General features: G+C 64.2%; 26 protein-coding genes. 10 read left to right on the top strand and 16 right to left on the bottom strand.

The window, feature by feature from the left end:
- Nucleotides 1-2: 2 nt before the first annotated feature.
- The 4 genes from metH to NUH86_RS16960 all read right to left on the bottom strand — a co-directional run bounded on the left by metH (nt 3) and on the right by NUH86_RS16960 (nt 5682).
- On the bottom strand, nt 3-2666 hold the full coding sequence (gene metH / locus NUH86_RS16975) for a methionine synthase (RefSeq protein ID WP_267250580.1): 2664 nt from the start codon (nt 2664-2666) through the stop codon (nt 3-5).
- A 72-nt stretch (nt 2667-2738) separates the two neighbouring features.
- Nucleotides 2739-3785: a homocysteine S-methyltransferase family protein gene (locus NUH86_RS16970; protein WP_267250579.1), complete on the bottom strand. Its 1047-nt coding sequence runs from the start codon at nt 3783-3785 to the stop codon at nt 2739-2741.
- Nucleotides 3782-4714: a methylenetetrahydrofolate reductase gene (gene metF / locus NUH86_RS16965; protein WP_267250578.1), complete on the bottom strand. Its 933-nt coding sequence runs from the start codon at nt 4712-4714 to the stop codon at nt 3782-3784. The genes NUH86_RS16970 and metF overlap by 4 nt, the downstream gene beginning before the upstream one ends.
- Nucleotides 4711-5682: an ArsR/SmtB family transcription factor gene (locus NUH86_RS16960; protein WP_267250577.1), complete on the bottom strand. Its 972-nt coding sequence runs from the start codon at nt 5680-5682 to the stop codon at nt 4711-4713. Before NUH86_RS16960 ends, metF begins: the two co-directional genes overlap by 4 nt.
- Nucleotides 5683-5896: 214 nt before the next feature.
- Here NUH86_RS16960 and NUH86_RS16955 point away from each other — a divergent pair, with 214 nt between their 5' ends.
- Nucleotides 5897-6124, top strand: coding sequence for a circumsporozoite protein (locus NUH86_RS16955; protein WP_267250576.1), 228 nt, complete (start codon nt 5897-5899; stop codon nt 6122-6124).
- Between the two features lie 138 nt (nt 6125-6262).
- Here NUH86_RS16955 and NUH86_RS16950 read toward each other — a convergent pair whose 3' ends face one another.
- Nucleotides 6263-6685, bottom strand: coding sequence for a glycine zipper 2TM domain-containing protein (locus NUH86_RS16950; RefSeq protein WP_267250575.1), 423 nt, complete (start codon nt 6683-6685; stop codon nt 6263-6265).
- 248 nt (nt 6686-6933) lie between these two features.
- Between NUH86_RS16950 and NUH86_RS16945 the strand changes: the two genes are divergently transcribed.
- On the top strand, nt 6934-7920 hold the full coding sequence (locus tag NUH86_RS16945) for an esterase-like activity of phytase family protein (protein ID WP_267250574.1): 987 nt from the start codon (nt 6934-6936) through the stop codon (nt 7918-7920).
- 197 nt (nt 7921-8117) lie between these two features.
- Here NUH86_RS16945 and rpmB read toward each other — a convergent pair whose 3' ends face one another.
- Entirely contained in the window at nt 8118-8411 is a 294-nt protein-coding gene (gene rpmB, locus NUH86_RS16940) for a 50S ribosomal protein L28 (protein ID WP_267250573.1), read from the bottom strand.
- Between the two features lie 148 nt (nt 8412-8559).
- Between rpmB and NUH86_RS16935 the strand changes: the two genes are divergently transcribed.
- Together NUH86_RS16935 and NUH86_RS16930 are read left to right on the top strand one after the other, a co-directional pair.
- The gene (locus NUH86_RS16935; RefSeq protein WP_267250572.1) at nt 8560-8781 is read left to right on the top strand and encodes a hypothetical protein; all 222 of its coding nucleotides are present in this window, start codon (nt 8560-8562) and stop codon (nt 8779-8781) included.
- 37 nt (nt 8782-8818) lie between these two features.
- Nucleotides 8819-9277 (top strand): nucleoside deaminase, encoded by a 459-nt coding sequence (locus NUH86_RS16930; RefSeq protein ID WP_267250571.1) that lies wholly within the window; start codon nt 8819-8821, stop codon nt 9275-9277.
- On the opposite strand, the gene NUH86_RS16925 is transcribed toward NUH86_RS16930, so the two are convergent.
- Nucleotides 9239-11140, bottom strand: a complete 1902-nt coding sequence (locus tag NUH86_RS16925) for a hypothetical protein (protein ID WP_267250570.1) — start codon at nt 11138-11140, stop codon at nt 9239-9241. The genes NUH86_RS16930 and NUH86_RS16925 overlap by 39 nt on opposite strands.
- A 44-nt stretch (nt 11141-11184) precedes the next feature.
- Between NUH86_RS16925 and NUH86_RS16920 the strand changes: the two genes are divergently transcribed.
- On the top strand, nt 11185-11601 hold the full coding sequence (locus NUH86_RS16920) for a GtrA family protein (protein WP_267250569.1): 417 nt from the start codon (nt 11185-11187) through the stop codon (nt 11599-11601).
- On the opposite strand, the gene NUH86_RS16915 is transcribed toward NUH86_RS16920, so the two are convergent.
- The 3 genes from NUH86_RS16915 to NUH86_RS16905 all read right to left on the bottom strand — a co-directional run bounded on the left by NUH86_RS16915 (nt 11602) and on the right by NUH86_RS16905 (nt 14077).
- Nucleotides 11602-12402: a LytR/AlgR family response regulator transcription factor gene (locus tag NUH86_RS16915; RefSeq protein WP_267250568.1), complete on the bottom strand. Its 801-nt coding sequence runs from the start codon at nt 12400-12402 to the stop codon at nt 11602-11604. It lies immediately after the preceding gene.
- The gene (locus NUH86_RS16910) at nt 12399-13505 is read right to left on the bottom strand and encodes a sensor histidine kinase (protein ID WP_267250567.1); all 1107 of its coding nucleotides are present in this window, start codon (nt 13503-13505) and stop codon (nt 12399-12401) included. Before NUH86_RS16910 ends, NUH86_RS16915 begins: the two co-directional genes overlap by 4 nt.
- Before the next feature lie 95 nt (nt 13506-13600).
- Nucleotides 13601-14077: a winged helix-turn-helix transcriptional regulator gene (locus NUH86_RS16905; RefSeq protein WP_267252171.1), complete on the bottom strand. Its 477-nt coding sequence runs from the start codon at nt 14075-14077 to the stop codon at nt 13601-13603.
- A 112-nt stretch (nt 14078-14189) separates the two neighbouring features.
- Between NUH86_RS16905 and NUH86_RS16900 the strand changes: the two genes are divergently transcribed.
- From NUH86_RS16900 to rplL, 3 genes are all read left to right on the top strand, one after another.
- A complete protein-coding gene (locus NUH86_RS16900; RefSeq protein WP_267250566.1) occupies nt 14190-16295 on the top strand; it encodes a RelA/SpoT family protein in 2106 nt (701 codons plus the stop codon).
- 609 nt (nt 16296-16904) lie between these two features.
- Nucleotides 16905-17420: a 50S ribosomal protein L10 gene (gene rplJ / locus NUH86_RS16895; RefSeq protein WP_267250565.1), complete on the top strand. Its 516-nt coding sequence runs from the start codon at nt 16905-16907 to the stop codon at nt 17418-17420.
- 78 nt (nt 17421-17498) lie between these two features.
- Nucleotides 17499-17876 (top strand): 50S ribosomal protein L7/L12, encoded by a 378-nt coding sequence (gene rplL, locus NUH86_RS16890; RefSeq protein WP_046761890.1) that lies wholly within the window; start codon nt 17499-17501, stop codon nt 17874-17876.
- A 397-nt stretch (nt 17877-18273) separates the two neighbouring features.
- On the opposite strand, the gene NUH86_RS16885 is transcribed toward rplL, so the two are convergent.
- The 4 genes from NUH86_RS16885 to NUH86_RS16870 form a co-directional block, all read right to left on the bottom strand.
- Nucleotides 18274-18966 (bottom strand): aspartate/glutamate racemase family protein, encoded by a 693-nt coding sequence (locus NUH86_RS16885; RefSeq protein WP_267250564.1) that lies wholly within the window; start codon nt 18964-18966, stop codon nt 18274-18276.
- Between the two features lie 55 nt (nt 18967-19021).
- Nucleotides 19022-19822: an NAD(P)(+) transhydrogenase (Re/Si-specific) subunit beta gene (locus NUH86_RS16880; RefSeq protein WP_267250563.1), complete on the bottom strand. Its 801-nt coding sequence runs from the start codon at nt 19820-19822 to the stop codon at nt 19022-19024.
- A gap of 8 nt (nt 19823-19830) precedes the next feature.
- A complete protein-coding gene (locus NUH86_RS16875) occupies nt 19831-20100 on the bottom strand; it encodes a proton-translocating transhydrogenase family protein (protein ID WP_267250562.1) in 270 nt (89 codons plus the stop codon).
- Nucleotides 20101-20227: 127 nt separating this feature from the next.
- Nucleotides 20228-20335 carry an aa3-type cytochrome c oxidase subunit IV gene (locus NUH86_RS16870; RefSeq protein ID WP_267250561.1) on the bottom strand — a complete coding sequence of 36 codons (108 nt, stop codon included), beginning with the start codon at nt 20333-20335 and terminating at the stop codon, nt 20228-20230.
- Between the two features lie 214 nt (nt 20336-20549).
- Here NUH86_RS16870 and NUH86_RS16865 point away from each other — a divergent pair, with 214 nt between their 5' ends.
- Together NUH86_RS16865 and NUH86_RS16860 are read left to right on the top strand one after the other, a co-directional pair.
- A complete protein-coding gene (locus NUH86_RS16865; RefSeq protein WP_267250560.1) occupies nt 20550-21998 on the top strand; it encodes a sigma-54-dependent transcriptional regulator in 1449 nt (482 codons plus the stop codon).
- Nucleotides 21999-22085: 87 nt separating this feature from the next.
- Nucleotides 22086-22712, top strand: a complete 627-nt coding sequence (locus NUH86_RS16860) for a hypothetical protein (protein ID WP_267250559.1) — start codon at nt 22086-22088, stop codon at nt 22710-22712.
- A 77-nt stretch (nt 22713-22789) separates the two neighbouring features.
- On the opposite strand, the gene NUH86_RS16855 is transcribed toward NUH86_RS16860, so the two are convergent.
- Together NUH86_RS16855 and NUH86_RS16850 are read right to left on the bottom strand one after the other, a co-directional pair.
- Nucleotides 22790-24148: an OprO/OprP family phosphate-selective porin gene (locus NUH86_RS16855; protein ID WP_267250558.1), complete on the bottom strand. Its 1359-nt coding sequence runs from the start codon at nt 24146-24148 to the stop codon at nt 22790-22792.
- 82 nt (nt 24149-24230) lie between these two features.
- Complete coding sequence (locus tag NUH86_RS16850) at nt 24231-25124, bottom strand: N-formylglutamate amidohydrolase (RefSeq protein WP_267250557.1); 894 nt, start codon at nt 25122-25124, stop codon at nt 24231-24233.
- Between the last annotated feature and the right edge of the window lie 47 nt (nt 25125-25171).

Here is a 25171-nt window from a genome sequence, read left to right as displayed (position 1 = left end):
GTTCAATCCAGATTCGGCCTCAGCCAGCGCTCCGCCGTCTCCAGATCGACGCCGCGCCGCCTGGCATAATCCTCCAACTGATCCCGCCCGACCCGCGCCACGCCGAAATATTCGGCCTGCGGGTGGCCGAAGTAAAAGCCGCTGACCGCCGCCGTCGGCAGCATCGCGAAACTCTCGGTCAGCGTGATGCCGGTCGCATGATGCGCGTCCAGCATGTCGAACAGCAGCGGCTTCAAACTATGCTCCGGACAGGCCGGATAGCCCGGCGCCGGACGGATGCCGCGATATTGCTCCTTGATCAGCGCCTCGTTGGTAAGCTGCTCGCCCTCGGCATAGCCCCAGAGCGCGGTACGCACATAATGATGCAGCCGCTCGGCAAAGGCCTCCGCCAGACGATCCGCCAGCGCCTTCAACAATATGTCCGAATAATCGTCGATGGCGTTCTTGAACCGCGCCAGATGCGGCTCGATGCCATGGATCGACACGGCGAAACCGCCCATCCAGTCGCCGTCATGGCTGATGAAGTCGGCCAGGCACATGTTCGCCCGCCCTTCCCGCTTGGCGATCTGCTGCCGCAGCATGGGGAGGGTGAAATGCTTCTCATCCTCGACATGGACGATGATATCGTCGCCCTGCCGACGGCAAGGCCACAGGCCGGCGACGCCCCGCGCCGTCAGCCACTTCTCGTTGACGATGCGGTCCAGCATCGCCTGCGCGTCGTTGAACAGGCTGGTCGCGCTTTCCCCGACGACCTCATCATCCAATATCGCGGGATAATTGCCCGCCAGTTCCCAGGCACGGAAGAAGGGCGTCCAGTCGATATATTGACGCAGATCCTTCAGATCCCAGTCCGGGAAACGATGGACGCCGGGCAGGCGGGGCTTGCCGGGCTTCAGGCTCTCATCGATCTCGAAGGCGTTGTCGCGGGCTTCCTCTATGCTGAGCAGCTTGCTCTGGCCCTTGTTCGCGCGGGACACGCGGACATGCTCATAATCGTCCTTGGTCTTTGCGACGAAAGCATCCTTCTGCGTCTCCGAAACCAGCGCCGTCGCCACGCCGACCGCCCGGCTGGCGTCCAGCACATGCACCACCGGTCCCTTGAAGGCCGGATCGATGCGCAGCGCGGTATGCACCCGCGATGTCGTCGCGCCGCCGATCAGCAGCGGCATGGTCATCTCCGCCCGCTGCATTTCCGTCGCGACCGTCACCATCTCGTCCAGAGAGGGGGTGATGAGGCCGCTGAGGCCGATCATGTCGGCGTCATTCTCGTTCGCCGCCTTGATGATGTCCTGCCATGGCACCATGACGCCCAGGTCGATCACCTCGAAGCCGTTGCACTGGAGCACGACGCCGACGATATTCTTGCCGATGTCGTGGACGTCGCCCTTGACCGTGGCCATGACGACCTTGCCCTTGCCCTTGGCGCCCGGTTCCTTCGCCGCCTCGATGAAGGGCAGCAGGTGCGCGACCGCCTTCTTCATGACGCGGGCGGACTTCACCACCTGCGGCAGGAACATCTTGCCCGCGCCGAACAGGTCGCCCACGACATTCATGCCGTCCATCAGCGGGCCTTCGATCACTTCGATCGGCTTGGCGGCGACGAGACGGGCTTCCTCCGTATCCTCGACCACATACATGTCGATGCCCTTGACCAGCGCATGCTCCAGCCGCTTGGCGACGGGCCAGCCGCGCCATTCCTGCGCGGCCTTTTCCGACGCCGCGTCCTTGCCCTTGTAGCTTTCCGCCAGCGCGACCAGGCGGTCGCCCGCTTCGGGATCACTGTTCAGCAGCACATCCTCACACGCCTGGCGCAGTACCGGGTCGATCGCGTCATAGACGTCGAGTTGCCCCGCATTGACGATGGCCATGTCCAGCCCCGCCGGAATGGCGTGGTAGAGGAAGACCGAATGCATCGCCCGCCGCACCGGCTCATTGCCGCGGAAGGAGAAGCTGAAATTCGACAGGCCGCCCGAAATATGGACATGGGGGCAGCGCTTCTTGATCTCCCGGCAGGCTTCGATGAAGTCGAGACCGTATCCATTATGCTCCTCGATCCCGGTCGCCACGGCGAAGATATTGGGATCGAAGATGATGTCCTCCGGCGGGAAGCCGATGGACAGCAGCAGCTTGTAGGCGCGCTCGCAAATCTCGACCTTGCGCTCCTTGGTATCCGCCTGGCCGGTCTCGTCGAAGGCCATGACGACCACCGCCGCGCCATAGGCCATGCACAGCCGCGCATGATGCAGGAAAGCCTCCTCGCCCTCCTTCATGCTGATCGAGTTCACGACGGGTTTGCCCGAAACGCATTTCAGCCCCGCCTCGATCACTTCCCATTTGGAAGAATCGATCATCACCGGCACGCGGCTGATGTCCGGTTCCGACGTCATGAGTTTCAGGAAGGTCGTCATCGCCTCCACGGCGTCGAGCAGCCCTTCGTCCATGTTGACGTCGACGATCTGCGCGCCATTCTCCACCTGGTCGCGGGCGATGTCGATGGCCGCGGCATAGTCGCCCGCCATGATCAGCTTCTTGAACTTGGCCGAACCGGTGACGTTGGTGCGCTCACCGATATTGACGAAAGTGGCGGTCGATTGCGTGGTCATCGTATCAAATTCCGTTCGGGCTGAGCGAAGTCGAAGCCCTTGTCTGAGCGGAGGCGAAGACACCTCGCTACGTTCGGTACAACCCTTCGATTTCTCTCAGGGCGAACGGAGGAGAGACTTCTCTCCTCCACATCATCACGCCGCGATATGCATCGGCTCCAGCCCCGCGAGCCGCGTCACCACCGGCAATTCCGGCACCTGACGCGGCTTCTGCCCCGCCAGCGCCCTCGCCACCGCGCCGATATGCGCGGGCGTGGTGCCGCAGCAACCGCCGACCATGTTCACCAGCTCCTCATCCACCCACTGGCGAATGAGCGACGCGGTCGTCTCCGGCAATTCGTCATATTGCCCCAGTTCATTGGGCAGCCCCGCATTGGGATAGGCCAGGATCAACGTATCGGCATTCTTCGCCAGTTCGCTCAGATAAGGCCGCAGCAGGTCCGCCCCGAAGGCGCAGTTCACCCCGATGGTCAGCGGCTTCAAATGCCGCAGCGAATACCAGAAGGCGTTGATCGTATGCCCCGACAGGTTGCGCCCCGACATATCGGTGATGGTGAAGCTCAGCATCAGCGGCACGGGCCGCCCCGCCGCCGCCTCGGCCTCCCGCGCGGCCATGCCCGCCGCCTTGGCGTTCAGCGTGTCGAAGCATGTCTCGACCAGCAGGAAATCCACCCCGCCCTCGATCAGCGCGTCGCACTGCTCGCGATAATCGGCCTTCAGCGTATCGTAATCGACCTCGCGATAGGCCGGGTCGTTCACGTCGGGCGAGATCGACAGGGTCTTGTTCGTCGGCCCGATGGACCCCGCCACGAAGCGCGGGCGGCCGTCTTTCGCGGTCGCATCCTCGCACGCCTTGCGGGCGATCCGCGCGGCGGCGATGTTGATATCCCGCACCAGATGCTCGCAGCCATAATCGGCCATGGCGATCTTGGTGGAGGAGAAGGTGTTCGTCTCGATCATGTCCGCCCCGGCATCAAGATAGGCGGCATGGATACCCTCCACGATATCCGGCCGGGTGAGGCACAGAAGGTCGTTATTGCCCTTCTGATCCTTCGCCAGGTCGAGCGACCCGCGATAATCCGCCTCGGTAAGCCCATGTTTCTGGATCGACGTGCCGTAGCCGCCGTCGAAGATCATGATCTTTTCCGCCGCCATGGCGCGGAAGCGTTCCTCGGCGGTCATGCCGTCTTCTCCAATTGGGGTCTGCGCCCAAGCAAATGACAGATCGCATAGCTCAGTTCCGCCCGGTTGAGCGTGTAGAAATGGAAGTCGCGCACCCCGCCGGCATACAGCTTGCGGCACAGTTCCGCCGCGAGCGTCGCCGATACAAGCTGACGCGCAGCCGCATGATCGTCCAGCCCCTCGAACAGCTTGCCCATCCAGCCGGGCACATCGGTGTTGCACATCGCCGACATGCGCTGGACCGCCGCGAAATTGCTGACCGGCATGATGCCCGGAATGATGTCCGCGTCGATCCCCGCCGCCGCCACCGTATCGCGGAAGCGGAAGAAAGTATCCGGCTCGAAGAAAAATTGCGTGATCGCCCGCGTCGCGCCCGCATCCAGCTTGCGCTTCAGATTATCAATGTCGCTCCGTGCGCTCAACGCATCCGGATGCGTCTCAGGATAAGCCGCCACCGAAATCTCGAAAGCATGGCGCTTCATCAGCCCCTCGACCAGTTCCGCCGCGCCCTTGTAACCTTCCGGATGCGGCTCAAACTTCGCGCCCATTTCCGGCGGATCGCCGCGCAGCGCCACGATGTGCCGCACGCCCGCTTCCCAATAGGCGTCGGCCACCTCGTCGATCTCGGCCTTGCTCGCCGCCACGCAGGTCAGATGCGCCGCCGCCGCCAGCGGCGTCTCCTTCGCGATCCGGGCCACGGTGTTATGCGTCCGCTCCCGCGTAGACCCGCCCGCGCCATAGGTCACCGACACGAATTTCGGCGCCAGCGGCGTCAGCGCCTGGATCGCGGACCAGAGCTGCTCCTCCATCTTCTCCGTCTTGGGCGGGAAGAATTCGAAGCTCACATCAACGTCGCCCGCCAGATCGGCATAGAGCGGCGCCTGCCAGTCGTGCCTGGCCTCTTCAACGGAAGGGAAGCTAAAGGTCATGCGGAAAGTCGTCCTTCGATTGGCAGCACGCGCGCGCCCCGGCGCCGTCCCAGCCATAATTGCACCGTCAGTTCCTGGCCGGGCAGCACATCCACCCGCTCCAGTTCCAGGCCCGCGCCCGCGAACCAGCTTTCGATCTGCTCGTCGGAAAAGCCGAGGCGCGCATGCTGGTCGCGCAGCCGCAGCTCTTCCCGTTCATGCGCCGCGAAATCGGCGATCAGCACCCGGCCCCCGGCGCTCGTCACCCGCGCCGCCTCGGCAATTACAGCCTCGGGCGCCTGCGCATAGTGCAGCACCTGATGCAGCACCGCCGTATCGACGCTGCCCGGCTCCAGCGGCAACGCGCCGAAATCGCCCAGCACCAGCGCATATTTGTCGCCCGCATCATGCGGCAGCTTGGCCCGCGCCAGCCGCAACATGTCGGGGCTGCGATCCAGCGCCGTCACCTGATCCGCCGACGGGCCGAACAATTCGATCATGCGGCCCGTGCCCGTGCCGATATCCAGCAGATGCCCGATGGGTTCGGCCCCCAGCAAAGCCGTCATCGCGCTTTCCACGTCGCCCTCCGGCACATGCAGCGACCGGATCGCGTCCCACAGCTCGGCATGTTCCGCGAAATAGCTTTCCGCCGCCCGGGCGCGATCCGCCCGCACCGCCGCCAGCCGGGCCAGGTCGGCCTTCTGCCACAGATCCTCGCTCTCCGAGGGCACAAGCTGGTCGAACAGGGTCAGGAAAGGCGCGATTTCAGCCCCCTTGCCCAGCCGCAGGAAAACCCAATTGCCTTCCTTGCGCCGCTCGACCAGACCCGCCTCCGCCAGGATGCGGACATGGCGCGACACGCGCGGCTGGCTTTGCCCGACGACCTGCGCGATTTCGCCCACCGCCAGTTCCATGGCGCGCAAAAGATAGATGATGCGCAGCCGCGTGGGGTCGCCCAATGCCCTGAAAATGTCGAGTGCCGCGCTCATGGAATGATCATATAAAGAAATCTTTATATACGTCAATGGGCGTTGGGATCGCGCCCCTCACTCCCCTTCCAGCCCCGAATCACGGGCTTAACGCAGGAATGGGATTGCCATGAGTCGCCGGATTCATTACGAATCGCGGCGCAGACGCAATGGGGGGTGAACTTTTCTCCGAGAGTGGTCTGCACCGTTATTATTCTCAGAGAGGGGTTAACCCATGACCAAGTCGATTGCTCTTTCGCTCGTTCTCGCCGCGTCGCTCGGCCTGGCCGCCTGCTCGGGCGGTGCGGAAAATGCCGCCAACAACGCCGCCAATGCTGCCGAGAATGCTTCGAATGCTGCCGACAACGCCATGAACGCCGCGCTGAACGCTGCCGACAACGCTTCGAACGCCGCTTCGAACGTTGCCAACGCCGCTGGCAACGCCGCCGCGAACGCGATGTAATTCCCTTTTCGGGAATTATCCGGGAAGGGGCCGCGCCGGAAACGGGGCGGCCCTTTTCTTTGGCAGGCGCGTGGAGCACGCAAAAGAAAAGGGCTGCCCAACCGGGCAGCCCTCTTTCGTTCATTCTTCACCGCCGGATCAGCAATCCCGATCGATCGCCCGCCCGGCCAGCGCGCCCACGCCCGCGCCGATGATGGCGCCCGTGGTGCCGTCGCCGCGACGGCCATAACGGCCGCTGCCCTTGCCGACTTCATTGCCGAGCAGGCCGCCGGCAATCGCACCGATGATGGTGCCGCCCGTGCCGCTGTCCCGGCAGCGATAGCCGCCGCGATAACCCCGGTAGCCACGATAGCCATCGCCCCGATAATAGCCGCCACCCCGGTAATAGCCGTCGCGGTCGCCGCGATACCCCCGATAACCCCGGTCGCCGCGATAATAATCGCCGCGCTCATAATGGCGGCCCCAACCGTCGCGGGCCATGGCGGGCGTTGCGGTAACGGCCAGGGAAGCAGCGCCCATCGCCAGCGCAGCCCCCAGATTGATCAGAAACTTCGTCTTCATGGCGTTGCTCCTCGACTTTGCCATCCGGCTCGCCCTTCCTGGAGGGACTCGCCATCGATTGATGCCCTTTTGCCCGATTCGCATTGAGCCGAGCCTGAATGGCGATGTCAGCGACCGTTCAGCTAACCGTCGCGCCGCTCCAGCGGCTATGGCCCCCATCATCACGCTTTCCCGCCGCCAGGGCCAGCCGCGCCGTCCTGGGGCGAAAAATCCTTCACGCCGCCCCATAATCCCCTATGGCAGAGGGGATGCGCCGAATCCTGATCGTCCTGCTGCTTGCGATCCTGCTCCTCCCCGCGCCGCACAAGAACAAGCCCGAACCCTTCACCGCCGGTCCGCTGCTGGTCAGGGCGCGCCCCTTGCCCCTGAACGCCGCCGATCCCGCGCAGCGCGACCTGGGGCGCCTCCACTATCTGGGCGGCTGGCAACTGGGCAGCGCGCATCACGGCTTCGGCGGCATATCCTCCCTGTTGGCGGAACCGGACGGGCAGATATTGGCGCTCAGCGATTCCGGCACGCTGATGGGCTTTCACATCGGTCCGGTCAAAGCCAACCGGCGCCCGTTCATCGCCCCCCTCCCCATCCGGCCGCAAGACCGCGACCGCCCCTGGTGGGCCTGGGATTCGGAGGCCATGGCCCACGACCCGGCGACACGGCGCTATTGGGTGGGCTTCGAACTGCAGCAGATGATCTGCCGCTATTCCCCCGGCTTCGCCCGCGTCGAAGCATGCCGCATTTGGCCGGAGATAGAGGCCTGGCCCGAAACGGGATCGGTCGAATCGCTGGCGCGGCTGCCCGACGGGCGCTTCCTGGCGCTGGCGGAAATGGGCATGACCGCCGACGGCAGCCATGACATGCTGCTGTTCGCGGGCGACCCGGCGGAAGCCGCCACGGCGGCGCCCATGCACCTGCGCTATGTGCCGCCGCGGGGCTATCGCCCGACAGACGCGGTGGCGCTCGATGGGCGGCATGTGCTGGTTCTCAACCGGCGGCTGACCTTGCAATCATTGTTCACGGCGACGCTGGCGATCATCGAACTGCCGGAAAAGCCGCACCCCGGCGACAAACTCAAGGCGCGCACCCTGGCCCGGCTGGCGCCGCCGCTGCTGGCCGACAATTTCGAAGGGCTGGCGCTCACCCGGCAGGGCGGCCGCCCCATCGTCTGGATCGTGTCCGACGATAATCATGAATTCTTCCAGCGGACCCTGTTGCTGAAATTCGGGCTGGATTTTTAATCCTCCCCATCGGGAGATGGGGAGGGGGACCGCGCGAAGCATGGTGGAGGGGAAGGGGCGCGACCTCCGAAATTCCCCTCCACCATGCTTCGCATGGTCCCCCTCCCCACGCTGCGCGTAGGGAGGATTTAAGTCGGCCAACGCAAAAAAGCGGCCCGTTGCCGGGCCGCTCTTTCAAGCGAACGAAGCGAAGCGGATCAGGCCGCGACGGCGGCCTTCTTCTTCGCGATATCGCGCTTCAGCCGGCGGGCCTTCAACGACAGCTTTTCGTCGCTGGTCTTCAGCAGCCAGTTGTCCAGGCCGCCATTATGTTCGACCGAACGCAGACCATGGGTCGACACGCGCAGCTTCACGCTCGTTTCCAGCGCTTCGGAGATCAGCGACACGTTCTGCAGGTTGGGCAGGAACACACGCTTGGTCTTGTTATTGGCGTGGGAAACATTGTGACCCACCTGGCGACCCTTGCCGGTCAGCTCGCAAATGCGCGACATAGTCAATCAACCTTGTAATTCGGGTTCGTTCGGAAAGCGGCGCCGATAACGGGATTCCCGACGCACGTCAACCCGCACAGAGCCTTTCCGGGCCGCAACCCTTTCCGACTCATGAGCGTTGATGCCCCATAATCCAAAGGAGGCCGAAATGCGATTCATTGGTGGCTTGGTGCTGATTTTGCTGCTGGTTCTGGCTGGCGGCATCGCCACCGGCTTCATCGACCTGCGCAAGACGCAGGAAGGAAGCCTGCCCGACGTCGCGGTCAAGGGCGGTTCCCTGCCCAAATATGAGGCCGATGTGGCGAAGGTGGAGGTCGGCAAGCGCAAGGAAACGGTCGAAGTGCCGACGGTGGACGTCAAGAAGCCGTGATTTTCCCTTTTCGGGCCGATGTTGTAAGGGGCGATCCATGCCATCGCCCTTCCCCCTGCCCGATCCGATGCGGCGCGCCCTGGACCTCGCCCGCGCCGCCCGGGACGCGGGCGAGGTGCCGATCGGCGCGGTCGTCACGCTGGATGGCCGGATCGTCGGGGAGGGCGAAAATCGCAACCGGCGCGACAATGATCCCACCGCCCATGCGGAAATGGTCGCGATCCGGGCGGCTGCCGCGCATCTGGGGGATTTCCGGCTGACCGGCTGCGACCTTTGGGTCACGCTGGAGCCTTGCGCCATGTGCGCCGGAGCCATCTCCCACGCCCGCATTGCCCGTCTCTATTACGCCGCCGCCGATCCGAAGGGCGGCGCCATCGAACAGGGACCGCGCCTCTTCACCCAACCGCAATGCCTGCACCGGCCCGAAGTCTATGGCGATCTGGCCGAAGCCGAAGCCTCAACGCTGCTGCGGGACTTTTTTCTCGCCCGGCGCTGAATAATCGATGCGGTAGAGGCTGTAGGGCAGCGTCATTCCCGTTTTCAACGTCACAGGCTTCAGCCAGTTCGGCACCTCGCCCCGCATCAGCCCGGCGTAAAAGCCCCTGGGACTGCGCGCCTGATAGATGGTGCCTTCGGGAAAGCCGGGACAGACCAGCAGATAGGTCGCGCGATGCTTCGCCGCGATGGGCCGGAAAGCCTCCGCCGGGCCGTCATAGGCGTGATGCATGTCCAGGATCGTCGCGCCGTTGCGGTGATAGGGGCCGGCCACGGCGCTATGATGGGTGGCGACGATCAGGCGCGGCCCCAGATCGACCATGGTGAAGATGGTGGCCGGGGGCAGCTGGTTCAGCACCTCCAGCGCGGGCAAGGTGCGGCAGCGGCCATTGGCCTTGTCGATTGCCTTCCGGCGCGCCTGCACCGTGGGCTTGGGCGGCTTGGGCTTCTCGCCCGTCGTCCTGACCCAGAATTGGTTGATCTGCGGATAGAGCGGCGTGGCAAAGGCCGCCACGCCCAGCAGCGCCGCGCCTCCAGCCGCCAGCCCGCGCGCCAGCGGACGCCCGCTACCCAGGACGCACAGCAGCCGATAGGCCGCCCAGGCCGCGGGCGGAATGGCCAGCAACTGCGCCGCCGGCCCCGCCCGCAACTGCCAGAAAAGCAAAGCGGTCGAAAACAGCATCATCAGGCCCACCGTGGCCCAGGCCCAGAGCCGGTCGCCGTCGCGCCGCGAAACCCACAGCGCCCAGATCAGGCCGACAAGGCCCGCGACCGGGATCGCCATCAACGGCACGATCAGGCTGCGCGCCTGCACGGTGATCGGCTTCGCCTCCCGGATATTGGCCAGCCACAGCTTTTCAAGTTCCGGCGAGATCTGATAGGCGCCGGACAGGCATTGTGGCCAATTGAGCCAGGCAAAGGCCGCCACCGCCGCGCCTACGACGATCCCGGCCCCAAGCCGTGCAGGCCAGCTTTTGAGCGGCAGCAGCGCCAACAGCGCCATCCCCGCCGAAGCCGCCGCGAAGATCGCGACCCAGATAGGCGAGATGGCGTCGCACACCATTTCCCGGTTGGCATAGCTGGCAAACAGCAGGAACAGCAGCGACGTCGCTCCGCCCAGGCTGAGCGCATAGGGCAGCATCCGCCGCGCCGCGCCATCCTTGAACACCCAGCGCAGCGCGATCAGCGCCCCCCCGGCGGCGAGGTAGACGATCATCTCCATGCCGATGGCGATGGAAAGCGCGCTGCTCACCCCCGCGACGATGCCGCCGCGCAGCCAGTTGCGGTCGATCAGCCCCGCCAGCATCAGCACGGTGAAGGTCAGTTGCCAGCCATGATGGTCGATCCGCATCGGCACGAACATGCCGATGCCCATCTGCGCGGCGAAGGGCGCCAGCGCGGCCAGGAACCAGCTATTCCCCCCCGCCAACCGCCGCGCGATGAAGCCCATCCCCAGCATCAGCGGCAGCAGCGGCAGCAGCGGCGCGATCCCGCAGGCCAGCCGGTCGGCCAGTCCCTGATCCACGAAAGCGCGGAAGAACAGCATCAGGCCCGCCAGCGGCAGGTCCACCAGCCGCGACCAGTGGATGTTGAACCCGGCGGGCGGATCCAGCCTGTACTGCTGCAGGTCGTACCAACCCTGCCCCGCCAGCCAGTCCTTCACCTGAAGGAAACGCATATTATCGTCAGTATCGCTAAGCGTCAGCCAATGGATCTGCGGCCAGCGCATGGTGAGCAGGCAGGCCATGGCCCCGATCCACAAAAGGACGGTCAGCCATTTCCAGTTCCGCTCCGCATAATGGGAGAATTTCGCCGCCAATGGGGCGATACGGGCGCGCAGGACAGGCCAGCTTTGCAGTTTCATGGCGGGTGGATTAGAGGCTCCGCACCAAAGCGCAACGGGGCTGCATGAAAATCCTCCAAATCCTGACGCCGGAAAAACAGGCCCTGTTCTGGCAGATCGTCCGATACGGCCTGACCGGCCTGTTCGTGACGGCGTGTCAGGCGGCGATCTACTGGACCCTGGCCGCGCCGGTGGGCCTGCATCCGCAGATCGCCAACGGCATCGGCTATCTGGCGGCGGTGGCGATCGGCTATGTCACCCACAGCAGCTTCACCTTCCGCGGCCACGGCAGCCGCGACAACCAGGCCGCGCGCGGCGTCCGCTTCGTCGCGGTGTCGCTGGTGAGCTATGCCCTCAACGCGCTGTGGGTGTGGCTGTGCGTCACCCATATGCAATGGCCGGAATGGTCCCCCATCCCGGCCATGCTGTTCGTGACCCCGGCGGTGATGTTCGGGCTGAACCGCCAATGGGTGTTCAGATGATCAATGCACGAAGCGCGCCACCACATCCCGATAGGACCGGCTGACCTTCACCTGCGCGCCTGATTCCAGCACCAGGAAGCATTCGCCGTTGGTATGCGGCTTCACCTGCCGCACCTGGCTGAGGTTCACGATGGTGGAGCGGTGCACCCGCTGGAAATTGCGCGGATCGAGCCGCTTTTCCAAATCCTTCATCGTCTCGCGCAGGATCAGCGAATTGTCGGCGGTATAGATGCACATATAGTCGCCCGCCGCGTCGATCCGCTCGATCGAATCCACGTCCACGCGGAAAATCTGCCCGCGATCCTTGATGTTGATGAGCTTTTCGAAGCGATTGGCGGCAGGCGCGTCGCCCTCCCCCGCAAAGTCGTTCATCGCATCCGGCGCGACTTCGGCCAGCACTTCGCGCAGCTTTTCCGCTTCCTGCACCTGTTTCCTTTCGGACAGCCGCTGCCGCACCCGGTCCAGCGCGTCGGCAAGCCGCCCTTCCTCCACCGGCTTCATCAGATAATCGACCGCCTGCGCCTCGAAAGCGCGGATGGCATGGTCGCTATAGGCGGTGCAGAAGATGAACAGCGGCGGCTCCACCTCCATCAGCCCCTGCACGACGGAAAATCCGTCGAAGCCGGGCATCTGGATGTCGAGGAACACAAGGTCGGGTTTATGCGTCTTGATAGCGCGGATCGCTTCGCGGCCATTGGAGCAGGTTTCTACGATTTCGACATCCTCATGCGCTTCCAGACGCAGCTTGAGGCCTTGGATAGCCAGGCTTTCGTCGTCGACGAGGATTGTTCTTATGGTCATGCGGCCACTCTCGATGGTTCATCCAGGTTAAGCGGCATTTCGATCAGGACCGAAAAGCCGCCAGGCGTGGAACGCGTTTCGAAGCTCTGTCGTTCCCCGAAGGCCTGAATTAGCCTGTCGCGGATATTCGCCAGACCAACGCCCGTCCCTTCGCTCACATGATTGTTCGGGCGGGTGAACCCCTCATTCAATCCCGGACCCGTATCGGATACGATGATCCGGACATTTTCACCGGCAGGCTGCGCCGTGACGGAGATTTCCGCGCCCTCCTCCTTGGGCGTGACCGCATATTTGATCGCATTCTCGACCAGCGGCTGGAGCAGCAGAGAGGGCAGGCGCGACTGGGCCACCGCCGGATCGATGTTGAACACCGGCCGCAGACGGTCCTCGAAGCGCATCTTCTCGATCTCCAGATAGAGTTTCAACGTCTCGATCTCCTGCTCTATCGTCACCTGCGCGGTCGGCTCGTTGATCAACGTATAGCGCAAAAAGGAGGAAAGGCGCGACAACATCGCATTCGCCCGGTCGGTCTGCTTCAACAGCACCAGGGTAGAGATGGAATTCAGCGTGTTGAACAGGAAATGCGGATTGAGCTGATAGCGCAACATGGCAAGCTGCGCGCTGGACGCCTGGTTTTCCAGATGCAGAAGCTGGTCCGCCTGCTCCTCCACCGTCAGGTAGAAGTTGATCGCATAATAAAGCGCCGACCACGCCCCCAGCAGCGTCATGCTGAGGTAGAAGGCGCCCAGGAACAGTTGCAGCCCCGCCGTGTCGCTCCCCCGGTTCTGGGTGGAAAATACCCACGCGTCGATGAACGCCACCAGGCCGGCCGCGACCACCACCGTGACGATGGACGCGCCCCAGGTGACGATCGGCCGCTGACGCTGAAGAAAACGGAACACCACCGCGATCAGCAGCGTCACCGAATAGCCCGACACGGTAGAGATCATCACCGGGATCAGGCTGGAAAGCGGCTGCCCATTGGCGATGGTGGATGACCCGCGCAGCAGGAAGGCCCCGGCCCATCCCACCGACTGGAGGTTCCAGAAAGCGCGGTTCTTGTCCGCGAAAAAGGGCTGGGGCTGGAAACGATGGACTGACATTGGCGCCAGCCTAATGCATCAGAGGCCATCAGAACAACCGTCATGCTGAACTTGTTTCGGCATGAAGGATATAGGGGAATTTTGCCGCCTGGCCCTCAGGCGGCCGCTTCCTGCCTGACCGGCGTCTCTTCATCGACGCACAGCCAGATCAGATCGTTCGGCTCCAACGCCCGGCCGTCATGGGCCTGGATCGTCATCCTGCGGATGGGCTGCCGGTCGCGGCTGTCGGCCAACACCTGGCAGGAGATGGGGCCGCAACCCCATTTTTCGCCCCATTGGCGCAGCGCGATCATGGCGGGGGCCAGATCCTCGCCCTTTTCGGTCAGGCGATATTCGACCTTGCGCCGGTCGCATTGCATCGGCTGACGCACCAAGATGCCGTTTTCCACCAGCCGCGCGAGCCGATTCGCCAGGATGTTGCGGGCGATGCCGAGGACCGACTGAAACTCCTCGAAATGCCGAATCCCCGAAAGAGCGCCCCTCAAGATAAGGAACGACCAGCGTTCACCCATCATTTCCAATGCGCTGGGCAGCGCGCATTGTTCCAGATTCTGCGCCAGATTATGTGTCATCGTCTTCACTTGATAGCTCAAAGCCACCCGCGTTGCAAAAGTGCATCGCACTTGGCGTAAATGGGATTTTTTTGTTGCGCTGCAAGGGTGATCGCGGACAATCGGTAGGGTAATGCTACGCCAATATGAACTTGTCGAACGGGTAAAACGCTACGATCCGGATGCGGACGAAGTGATGATCAACCGCGCCTATGTCTTCTCTGTCCAGAAACATGGCAGCCAGAAACGCGCCAGCGGCGACCCCTATTTCAGCCATCCCATTGAAGTCGCCGGCATTTTGACCGACTTCAACCTGGACGACCAGACCATCGTGACCGCGCTGCTGCACGACACGATAGAAGATACGCTGGTCACCTATGCGGAGATAGAGCAGGCCTTCGGCAAGGATGTCGCCCGGATGGTCGACGGCGTCACGAAGCTCAGCAAGATCGAAGCCATGTCCGAAAATGAGCGGGCGGCGGAAAATCTGCGCAAATTCCTGCTCGCCATGTCGGACGATATCCGGGTGCTGCTGGTGAAGCTGGCCGACCGGCTGCACAATATGCGCACGCTGCACTTCATCAAGAATGAGCAGAAGCGCCGCCGCATCGCCCGCGAGACGATGGACATCTACGCCCCGCTGGCGGAGCGGATCGGCATGTACGACTTCATGCGCGAGATGCAGCTTCTGGCCTTCCGCGAACTGGAGCCGGAAGCCTATGACAGCATCACCAAGCGGCTGGAGCAACTGAAGGAGGGCGGCCATGACAAGGTCGACCGGATCGGCGCGGAACTGCAATTGCTGCTGGGCGGAAAGGGTCTTCCCGTCACGGTGTCGGGCCGGGAAAAGCACCCCTATTCCATCTGGAAGAAGATGCAGGAACGCCATATCAGCTTCGAGCAACTGACCGACGTCATGGCGTTCCGCGTCATCACCGAGACGACGGAGGATTGCTACCGCGCGCTGGGCGTCATCCACCAGACCTATAAAATGGTGCCGGGCCGGTTCAAGGATTACATCTCCACGCCCAAGCGCAACGGATACCGGTCGCTGCACACCACCGTCATCCATCAGGACAATGCCCGGATAGAGGTGCAGATACGCAGCCGCGACATGCATCATGACGCCGAACTGGGCCTGGCCGCGCACTGGGCCTACAAGCAGAAGGGCGACGCCGACGACCATCAGGCCGCCTGGCTGCGCGACCTGGTCGAAATATTGGAGCAGAGCCAGGACGCGGACGAACTGCTCGAACATACCCGCATGGCGATGTATCAGGACCGCATCTTCGCCTTCTCGCCCAAGGGCGAACTGCATCAGTTGCCCAAGGGGTCGACCCCGGTCGACTTCGCCTATGCGGTGCACACCTCGCTCGGCAACCAGACGGTCGGCGCGAAGGTCAACGGCCGGGTCGTGCCGCTGCGCACCACGCTGGAAAATGGCGATCAGGTCGAGATATTGAAGTCGGAGGGGCAGGAACCGCAGCCCGGCTGGCTGACCTTCGCCATCACCGGCAAGGCCCGCGCCGCCATCCGCCGCTATATCCGGCAAAAGCAGCGGGGCGAGGAAGTGGCGCTGGGCGAGAAGCTCTATGAGGAGATTATCGGCCGCTTCTCCCCCGAACTGGCAAGCGAACTGGGCGACAAAGCGCTGAAGGCGGCGTTGAAGCGCCTGAAGCTGGACGACCGCGCCTCGCTGATGGTGGCCATCGCCACCCACCGGCTGCTCGATTCGGAAGTGATGGAGGCCCTCATCCCCGGCTCGACCAGCGTCGAAGGGATGGAGGAAGCCCATCCGCGCCAACATGCCCCCGTCTCGATCCGCGGCCTGACGCCGGGCATCGCCTATAATCTGGGCGATTGCTGCCATCCCGTCCCCGGCGACCGCATCGTCGGCGTCCGCCGCACCGGCGAGCCGATCGAGGTCCACACCATCGACTGCCGATCGCTGGAGGTCGACCAGAATGACGATTGGGTCGACCTGAGTTGGGACAGCAAGTCGAAGGGCGGCACCGCGCGGCTCCAGGTGATCGTGAAGAACCAGCCGGGCGCGCTGGCCGCCGTCACCCACGTCTTCGGCGCGACCAAGGCGAATATTTTGAACCTGCAACTGGTGAACCGCGAAGGCCCCTTCCACACCGACATCATCGACCTGGAAGTGGCCGACGCGCAGCATCTCAATCGCATATTGTCGGCACTGCGCGGGCTGGACACGGTGGTGCAGGCGGACCGGGTTTAAGGCAGCGAAGAAAGCCGTCATCCCAGCGAAAGCTGGGATGACGATATTTTCAGCGTCTGCAGATGGCCGAAATCAAACCTCGCCCTGCAACTGTAACCTCCATGTCACGGCAAACGAAAAAACATCCTATTGCCCGACGGACACCATTTTATCCTGTCCTACACCCCTCCGGCCCGCCTATTCCGGCCCCCGTCTTTGAAATGTCGATCCGCTTCCCACGACGCCTACGCGCGCCCGCGCTCGCGCGCGCATATGGTGTGAACTTCGATGGAAAACCGCCCTTTTCCGCCCTCTCCCTTCCCCCATCGCCAGATTTTGCGTGACAGCGCTCCTACAAATCTCTAAGGGCGCCCGCAGCGGACCCCCGGCAGCAATGCCGGCGGTCTTCCGTCCGAGACAGTCGGTGAAGGGAATATGCCCTTCTTAATTTCCGGCCTAGACGGGGAAAAGTTCTTTACCGGCCGGGCCTTTTCGCCTGTCCGGGTCTGCCTGTTTTCCCTGAGGGATGCGGGCCGGTCGATCTCTCCCCTTCGGACCAATGCCCCGCGTGAAAGCGCGGGTTTTTGCCGTCCACCGGATTTTCCGGCGGACATGAAGTGGAGTAAAGGCATGGATCGTAATCAGAAAGCTGAGGTCGTTTCCGCGCTGAACGCACATCTGGCGGATGTTGGCGTGGTCGTCGTGACCCGCAACCTCGGCATGACGGTCGCCCAGTCGACCGTCCTGCGTCAGAAGATGCGCGAAGCCGGCGGCACCTACAAGGTTACGAAGAACCGCCTCGCCAAGATCGCCTTTGAAGGCACCGACTATACCGGCCTCAGCGACCTGCTGACCGGCCCCGTCGGCCTCGCCTCCTCGGCCGATCCGGTCGCAGCCGCCAAGGTTGCGGTCGAATTCGCCAAGACCAACGACAAGCTTGAGATCGTTGGCGGCGCGATGGGCGAAGTGCTGCTGAACGCGGAGGGCGTGAAAGCGCTCGCCTCGATGCCGTCGCTGGATGAACTGCGTGCGAAGATCGTCGGGTTGCTCGTTGCACCCGCGACCAAGCTCGCGACCGTCACCCAGGCGCCGGCTGCGCAGCTCGCGCGGGTCTTCAACGCCTATGCGGAAAAGAACGCGGCCTGAGGGCTTCGGATTTTTCCGGAATAACGTTTTCAACTCTCATTTAAGGGGCTCAGGCCCCACCCAGAAGGGAATATCAACATGGCAGACATCAACGCACTGGTCGATCAGCTCTCGGCCCTGACCGTCCTCGAAGCCGCTGAACTCTCGAAGGCCCTGGAAGAAAAGTGGGGCGTTTCGGCCGCCGCTGCCGTCGCCGTCGCTGGCCCCGCCGCTGGCGCCCCGGCTGCCGCCGCTGCTGAAGAGCAGACCGAATTCGACGTCATCCTGACCGGCGACGGCGGCAAGAAGATCAACGTGATCAAGGAAGTCCGCGCCATCACCGGCCTGGGCCTGACCGAAGCCAAGGCGCTCGTCGAAGGCGCGCCGAAGGCGATCAAGGAAGGCGTCAGCAAGGACGAGGCCGAGAAGGTCAAGAAGCAGCTTGAAGAAGCCGGCGCGACCGTCGAACTCAAGTAAGTTCGGGTCGGGCCTCGCATCGGCGGGGCCTCGCTGCCCGGCTTCGGCTGGGGAATTGGGGGCGGTGCCTATGGCGCCGCCCTTCTTCTTTGGGGGCGGTTTGGGTGGAGAGCGGGCATTCCAAATCCCTCTCCCTTGAGGGAGAGGGTTGCGCAGACTTGGCAGCTTGCTGCCTTAGTCGTAGCTGGGTGAGGGGAGCGAACAGGTCGATCATGCCCCCGGCATGATCTAAGGGCTGCGGGGCAGCCCTTACCTGTTCGCTCGATCCTGCGGATCGCGCGGGCCAAAGGCCCGCTCCCCCTCATCCAACTCCGCCTAGGCTCCTTCGTCACCAAGGCTTCGTATCCTTCTCCCTCAAGGGAGAAGGAATGTCTTGGTTTGGCCAAAACCGGCCGCGCTATTCGCCCAGGATCACATCCACCCCGGCGCGAGCATGGATGCTGGTGCCGTCATAAATGGGCAGCACGTTCGCCTTCACGTCGACGATCATCTCCAGTTCGGTGCAGGCCAGGATCGCGGCCTGCACCTGTTCCTTGGCGATGTCGGTCAGTTCCGACTTCATATATCGTTCCGACTCGCGGCTGACCTTACCGATGGTCAGTTCGTCATAGACGATCCGGTCGATCCGTTCCGCCAGCTCCATATCGGGCGGCAGCAAGGAGATGCCGTGCGCAACCAGCCGCTGGCGGTAGAATTTCTCCGTCATCACGTTGCGCGTGCCGATCAGCGCGGCTTTTTCGATGCCGTCCGCCTGCATCTTGCGCCCGACCGCCTCGGCGATGTTGATGATCGGAATGTCCACGCCCGCCTGCACCTCGTCATAGACGCGGTGCATGGAGTTGGCGCAGATCAGCAGCGCCGCCGCGCCGCCCTGCTCCAGACGCCGGGCCGATGCGGTCAGCACCTCCGCCGCATGCGCCCATTCCGCCTGGGTGGTGGAACGGCCTATGTCCGCGAAGTCCAGGCTCTCTATCAGCAGCGGCGCGCTGTGCTGGCCGCCCCTGGCGCGGTACACGGCCTGGTTGATGATCTGATAATAGCGCGCCGTCGACGTCCAGCTAAGACCGCCTATCAGACCGAGCTTCCTCATGAATTACCCCAATGCGCCGACAGGACCGGAAAGGCCCGCCTCTCCCTGCGAAGCGTTAGGGGTGGCGTTCCGCATCGGCAAGCCCCTTCCTGCCCGGCCCGCCGCAAAGACGCGCGCAGAACAGACTTCCCGCCGCGCCCGTCAGTCCACCGGCGACGGCCATCGCCATATTTTCCATCAGAAAAGCGGATGCCGCGACGGCCCAGCCGGAAAACCCGCCAACCAGCGCCATGGCGGGTCCGGTCCCGGCGTCCATGGCCCGTTTCGTCAGCCCGCGTCCCGCGAGCAGCGCCGTTCCGCCGCAAGCCACAAGCAGACCGATGTCCGGAGTCGCGACAAATACCCCTATGAACCCGCCGGTCGCCAGCAGCATGACGACCGCGACAAGAGCCTGCCCCCGCCTGACCGGCCCGCGCCGCAGGATGCTCCACACACCCGCGCAAGCCATGCTCCCCCAGGCAATGGCGGCCGCCATCGCAGCCGCGGCGTCGGCCCGCAGCCGGTCCGTCGCATCGTCCAGCAGGCCGAAGGCATGGGGATCGCGCCATGCCGCTCCGCCGATGAAGAGCGCCGCCAGCCCGGCCAGGCCGATCAGCCCGGTCAACAGCGCCGGCAGGGTGGTTCGCGGCACGCCGCGCCCCAGCGCCAGTCCAACCGCGCCTCCGGTGATCAGCGCCGCGCAGATTTGCGGCAGGGCCATGACATCATGGCTATAGAGCGTCACCGCCCCCGCCGCCATCATCCCGGCCATCGCCAGATGCGCGCGCCGCCGAAACCCGCCCCCAAAGGGCGCCAGCAAGGTGGCCGCGAACAGCAAGGCCGCCAGCCACCAGCCGGTAAGGACCGTCGGGTTCATGCCCTCCATCACGGTTTTAACGACGTGCCAAGCCGCCGCGCCGCGATGAAACCGCCGCAAAGCGATGCGCTGCCCGCCACTATGGCGAGCAGGCCCAGGGTCCGCGCCACGCTGCTGCCCGCCTCCGCCGCGACGATCAGCGCGCCGATCAACATGGCAGATGACAACATCTGGAGGGCGGAAACCAGCGGCCGGCCGTCATCCAGCCGCGCCCGCCATGCGGCGACCGCTCCCAGGGCGCAGGCGACGAAAAAGGCGATGAGGATAGGGATGGTCAAGCCCGACCGCGCCTGCGAAGGCGGCCGACTGCGGGGAGAAATGGATGCTGCAACAAGTTCAGCATGACGAAGGGGGATGGGGCAATGCTCTATCCCTCAGGAAATGCGACACGCCCCGCACGCCTGCTTAGCTGGCGATCAGCACCACGACCAGGGCAGCGAGCACGACGCTGGCGATCGTTCCCCATTTGATGAGGGCCACGAACCCTTCATAGGTCTGGGTTGCGCTGTTCATATTTCCATCCGAAGCCATGCACTGTCTCTCTCTGTTTCCGGGCCGCCGACCGCAAGGGGTCGGGTCGAAAATGGTTCGGCCCGTTTTGCCGGCCTCCTCTTATCGTCAAGCCATCCCCCCCTCAAGCCGGAGCGGACAAGAAAATCTTTTCGGTTAAGCCCGCCTTTACCCCTTCCCTCTACGTTCGGGGGTCAGTTCGCAGATGAGGGGTAAGATGGCGCGCGACGGCGTTCCGATGCTGATGTTGATCGATGACGAGCCGGCGCAGCGCAGGCTGGTGTCGGCTCTGGCCGCGCGTGCCGGATGGCGCACCATCTTCGCCAATGACGGCGATACCGCGATCGCGATGCTGGGCACGCAGGACGGCATGCGGCTGGACGCCGTGCTGCTGGACCAGTGGAGTCCAAGCTATGAACCCACCGGCCTGATCCGCGAATTGCGCGCCCGCCGCCCGGCCTTGCCCATCATGATCCTGACCGCGCACAATAATGTCGCCGTAGCGGTAGAGGCGATGCGGGCTGGCGCGACGGATTATCTCGCCAAGCCGATTGCCCCGGAAAGGCTGCTCGCCGCGCTCAACGCCACGTTGAGTGGCGAGCATGGCAAGGGCGAGTTGCGGCCGCTTACGGAAAAGATTCCCGCTGCCCTCTCCTTCGAGGATGTGGTCGGCGCCGCGCCGCAGTTCCGCGCCGCGCTCGCCATCGCGGCCAAGGCCGCCCGCGCCCGCGTGCCGGTGCTGATCGAGGGCGAAAGCGGCGTCGGCAAGGATGTGCTCGCCCGCGCCATCCATGCCGCCTCGCCGCGCCACAAACAGGCGATGGTGACGGTGAATTGCGGCGCCATTCCCGCCAATCTGGTCGAATCGGACCTGTTCGGCCATGAACGCGGCGCCTTCACCGGCGCCTTCGAACGGCAGGTCGGCAAGTTCGTCGCCGCCGATATGGGCACCATCTTCCTGGATGAAGTCAGCGAAATGCCCCTCGATGCGCAGGTGAAGCTGCTGCGCGTGTTGCAGGATGGCGAAGTGCAGCCGATTGGCGCGCGCCGTCCGGTTCATGTCGACGTCCGCGTCATCGCCGCCACCAACAAAAGGCTGCATGACGAGATCGAGGCAGGGCGCTTCCGCGAAGATCTTTATTACCGTCTCAACGTCGTCCAGCTCACCATTCCGCCCCTGCGCGACCGGCTGGGCGACGTGCCCGCGCTGTGCCGCCATCTGCTCACCCGCATCGCCGGTCAGCCGGGAATGCGCGGCCTGGGCCTGACCGACGATGCGCTGGCGCTGCTGATGCAGCATGACTGGCCGGGCAATGTCCGGCAGCTTCAAAACGCCCTGTTCCGGGCAGCGGTGCTGTGCGAGGGCGACGCGCTGACGGCGCAGGATTTCCCGGAAATCGCGGCCCATATTCGCGGCCGCGCGGCGGGCGACACGCCGCAGGCCCGGCTGCGCGCCGTGCCGCAGCCCCATCGCGAGGCCGCGGGCATCACCCTGTTCGAAGGGGACGGCCATGTCCGCCAGTTGGCCGAGATCGAGGCGGATGTGATCCGCCTTGCCATCGGCCATTATCGCGGGCGCATGACCGAAGTGGCCCGGCGGCTGGGGATCGGCCGATCGACCCTCTATCGCAAGCTGGCGGAACTGGGAATCGACAGCGCCGCCTGACCGCGCAGGCCCGTCCCGCCATCATTCCATCGCGCCACCTTCGGCTGCGACGTTGAAATGTCGCGGCGGCTATGCTTTGGGGGAGGAATGAAAAGCCCCTTCTTTGTCGTCGCCATGCCCCTCCTGCTGCTGGCCGCCTGCGGCCGCGCCGAACCGGTCGAGGATCTGCCTAGTCAGGAGGAACTGGCCGCCGCTGCCAATGCCGCCGCCGCCAAGGCGATGGCCAGCGCCAAGGCGGACACTCCGGCCTCCCGCAATTATGTGAATGTCGAGCGCGGCTTTTCCATCACCTTCCCCGAAGCCTGGGTAAAGGACACCGCCTCCAGCAATGCGGACGGCGTGGTCTATCAGGATCCCGGCGCAGGCGCGGACATCCGCATCTTCTGGCAGAAGAAGGATGGGGAGCAGACGTTGCAGCAGATCGTCGCAACGGTGAACGAAGGTTCCGAAGGGGTCAGCGGCGATTTTGTCGGCGACAATGAATATCGCGGCACGGCCAATGACGGCGAAGGCAATAATGTCGCCCTGCGCCTGATGAAGCAGCCGGACGGCTCCGTCGTCACCGCCAGCTTCGTCTATCCCGAAATGCTGAGCGAGCAATATCAGGCGATGGCGGAAAGGACGCTGGACAGCCTGCGCGTCTTCGCGCCCAAGGCCCAGACGCCGGAAGGCGGCGCGGGTCCAGCGGCAGGGACCAATGCCGTGAAGCCGTGAATTGGGCACGGTGGTGAAGCCGTAATGGGCAAGCGGGCATTGAAGTCTCTTATTGCCCGCATCGTTCCCCCGACGGATCAGAAATCCAGTTCCGCGCGCCAGCCGACGACGTCGACGCCATAATCCTTCCGTCCTCCGGCAGGGATGGCCGCGTCGCTATAGTCCAGATGCGCATAATTGACGTTGAAGCGCAGATATTCGACCGGCGTCCACACCAGCGCCGCGATGATCCCGTTCTGCGTGCCGCCGACAATGTCCTTGTCGTTCAGGCTGAGATAGTCGTAGCGCACCGTCGCCTGGAGCGCGCCCCAGCCACCGCTGCCGACCGGGCGGTCGGGCTTCACGATGCCGAATATGCCGTTCCTGTAGCCCCGCGATTCCCCAGTCAGCACATAGCCCACTTCGCCATAGCCGCCGAAGAAGGTCGGATCGGCCAGGCCGGGCCGCGACACCCGCAGCCAGTGCGCCTCGCCCGCCCACCAGAGCGGCCCGCGCACACCGGCGAATTCGGCGCCATAATGGGTTTCGCCCTCCGCCGCGATGCGGGGCGTCGACAGGAAGCGGCTGTTGGCGCTGTGGAGATAGGCGCGCTGGCGGTAACGCTGCGGCGTTTCCGACAGGCGTTGAAAGTCCCGCCAATGGCCGGAAAGCCCGAAATGCAACTGGGTCTTGCCCAGTTTCGGCGCCAGCACGATGCGTCCGTCGACGCCGTAGCTGTTATTCTCGTCGCCGCCTTCGGGACCATCCACATCGTTGGTGAGCGAATCGGCGCTGTCGGAGAAAATGCCCGCCTGCGCCAGCAGCATGCCGGAACGATATTGCGCCGACAGCCCCAGCCGCCGCTCGAAACCGAAGGCGTCGGTGAAGGCGGCCCGCTCCATCACCGAACCGCCGGTATCGCTGATCAGCTCGTCCATCGACTGGAAACCATTATGGTTTCCCAGCGTGACCAGCCACTTGTCCTTCTCATAGGTGATGAAGGTATCGACCAGATCGACGCTGTTGTCGGACAGTTCCACTTCCAGCTTATAGCCGAACCCCCCGCCCAACTGCCCTTCCCCGCCCAGACGCAGGCGGCGCAGCTCGTTCGAATAGCCCTTGGCCCGGTCCTGCACGCTGGCCGGAGTCATCAGCAGCCCGGCGTCATATTGGATGCGCCCCTTCACCTTGAAGCTGGCCGCGCCCTTGCTGAAGACCGGTCCACCCTTCCAACCGATGCTGGTCGATTCGGACTTGGGCGCGGCGGCCGCCTGGACGACGGGAGGCGGCGGAGGCGGACTGTCCAGCCGCGCTTCCAACCGTTCGACCTGCGCCTTGAGCGCCGCGATCTGGGCGCGCAATTCGGCGGCTTCGGTTTCGCTGATGGCCTGCGCCGCGACCGGCGAAGGCATGATGCACATCGCCAGTCCACCAGCCAGTCGGAAGGTTCGGTTCATGAAGGGATCCCTGAAAATCAGCGATGCCAATATGAAAGCAAGATTACGGTTTGAGGTCTATTTAATGACACTTTTATGACAATCACTCCGCCGCCAAGGCGTAGGTCGAACGCGGCAGTTCATGGGCGAGCGCTTTCGCAATGGCCCCCACCACCTGCTGCAAGCGGGCAAGTCCGTTACCCGGACGATCCAGTGTGCCGTCGAGATAGAGGCTGCGGTCGCATTCCAACTGGATCGCGTAAAGCCCATGGGCAGGCCGGCCATGGCGCTCGATCATATGGTCGCCCGCATAGGGATGATTCTGCGCGGCGGTCAGGCCATGGGCGGCCGCCACATCCGCCGCCAGCGTCATCAGCCGGGCCGAAGCGCTGCGCCCGAACCGGTCGCCCAGCACCAGTCCCGGCGCGGCCTGCCCCGCGGTGGGCGGCGGAAGCGGCGGCATGGAATGCAGGTCGATCAGGATCGCATGGCCATGGACATCGCGGGCCGTCCGCATCAACCGGGCCAGCGTCGCATGATAGGGTCTGTGAAACCGCTCGATCCGGCGTTCGACCTCCGCCCAGCCCAGCGGCCGCTGCCAGAGTTCATGCGCGCCGGGCATGCGGCGCGGGATGAGGCCCAGCCCTCCCCGCAACTTGGCGCTGCTCTGCAAGGCCACGTCGCGCGGAATGCCGCTGACCATGCCGGCGTCGATCTCCCGCTCATGCCGGTTGAGGTCGATCGCGGCGCGGGGCGCCCGCGCCACAAGCACCGGAATGCCACGCTCGATCAGCGGATAGGCGATCAGATCGGCCCAGCGATCCTCCAGCCTTTGCAGCACATCCTGCCGGACCCGCGCCTGCGCCAGCAGCGCATCGTCATAATCCCGGCCCGCATGCGGCACGGAAATGACGACCGGGCCGGAAGGGACATCCGGCTCGTAAAGATCATATGCTGGCGTTGTCTCGGTCGGAACCGGCGGCGCGCTATGTCCCAAAAAAGCTCCCTCCTTGCCCGCTTCCAAAGGCCGCCGCCCAAAAATGG

The sequence above is a fragment of the Sphingobium sp. JS3065 genome, assembly GCF_026427355.1.
Classification (GTDB): Bacteria; Pseudomonadota; Alphaproteobacteria; order Sphingomonadales; family Sphingomonadaceae; genus Sphingobium.
The sequence above is the reverse complement of the archived record's forward strand: the minus strand, read 5'-3'. Positions and strand labels throughout refer to the sequence as shown.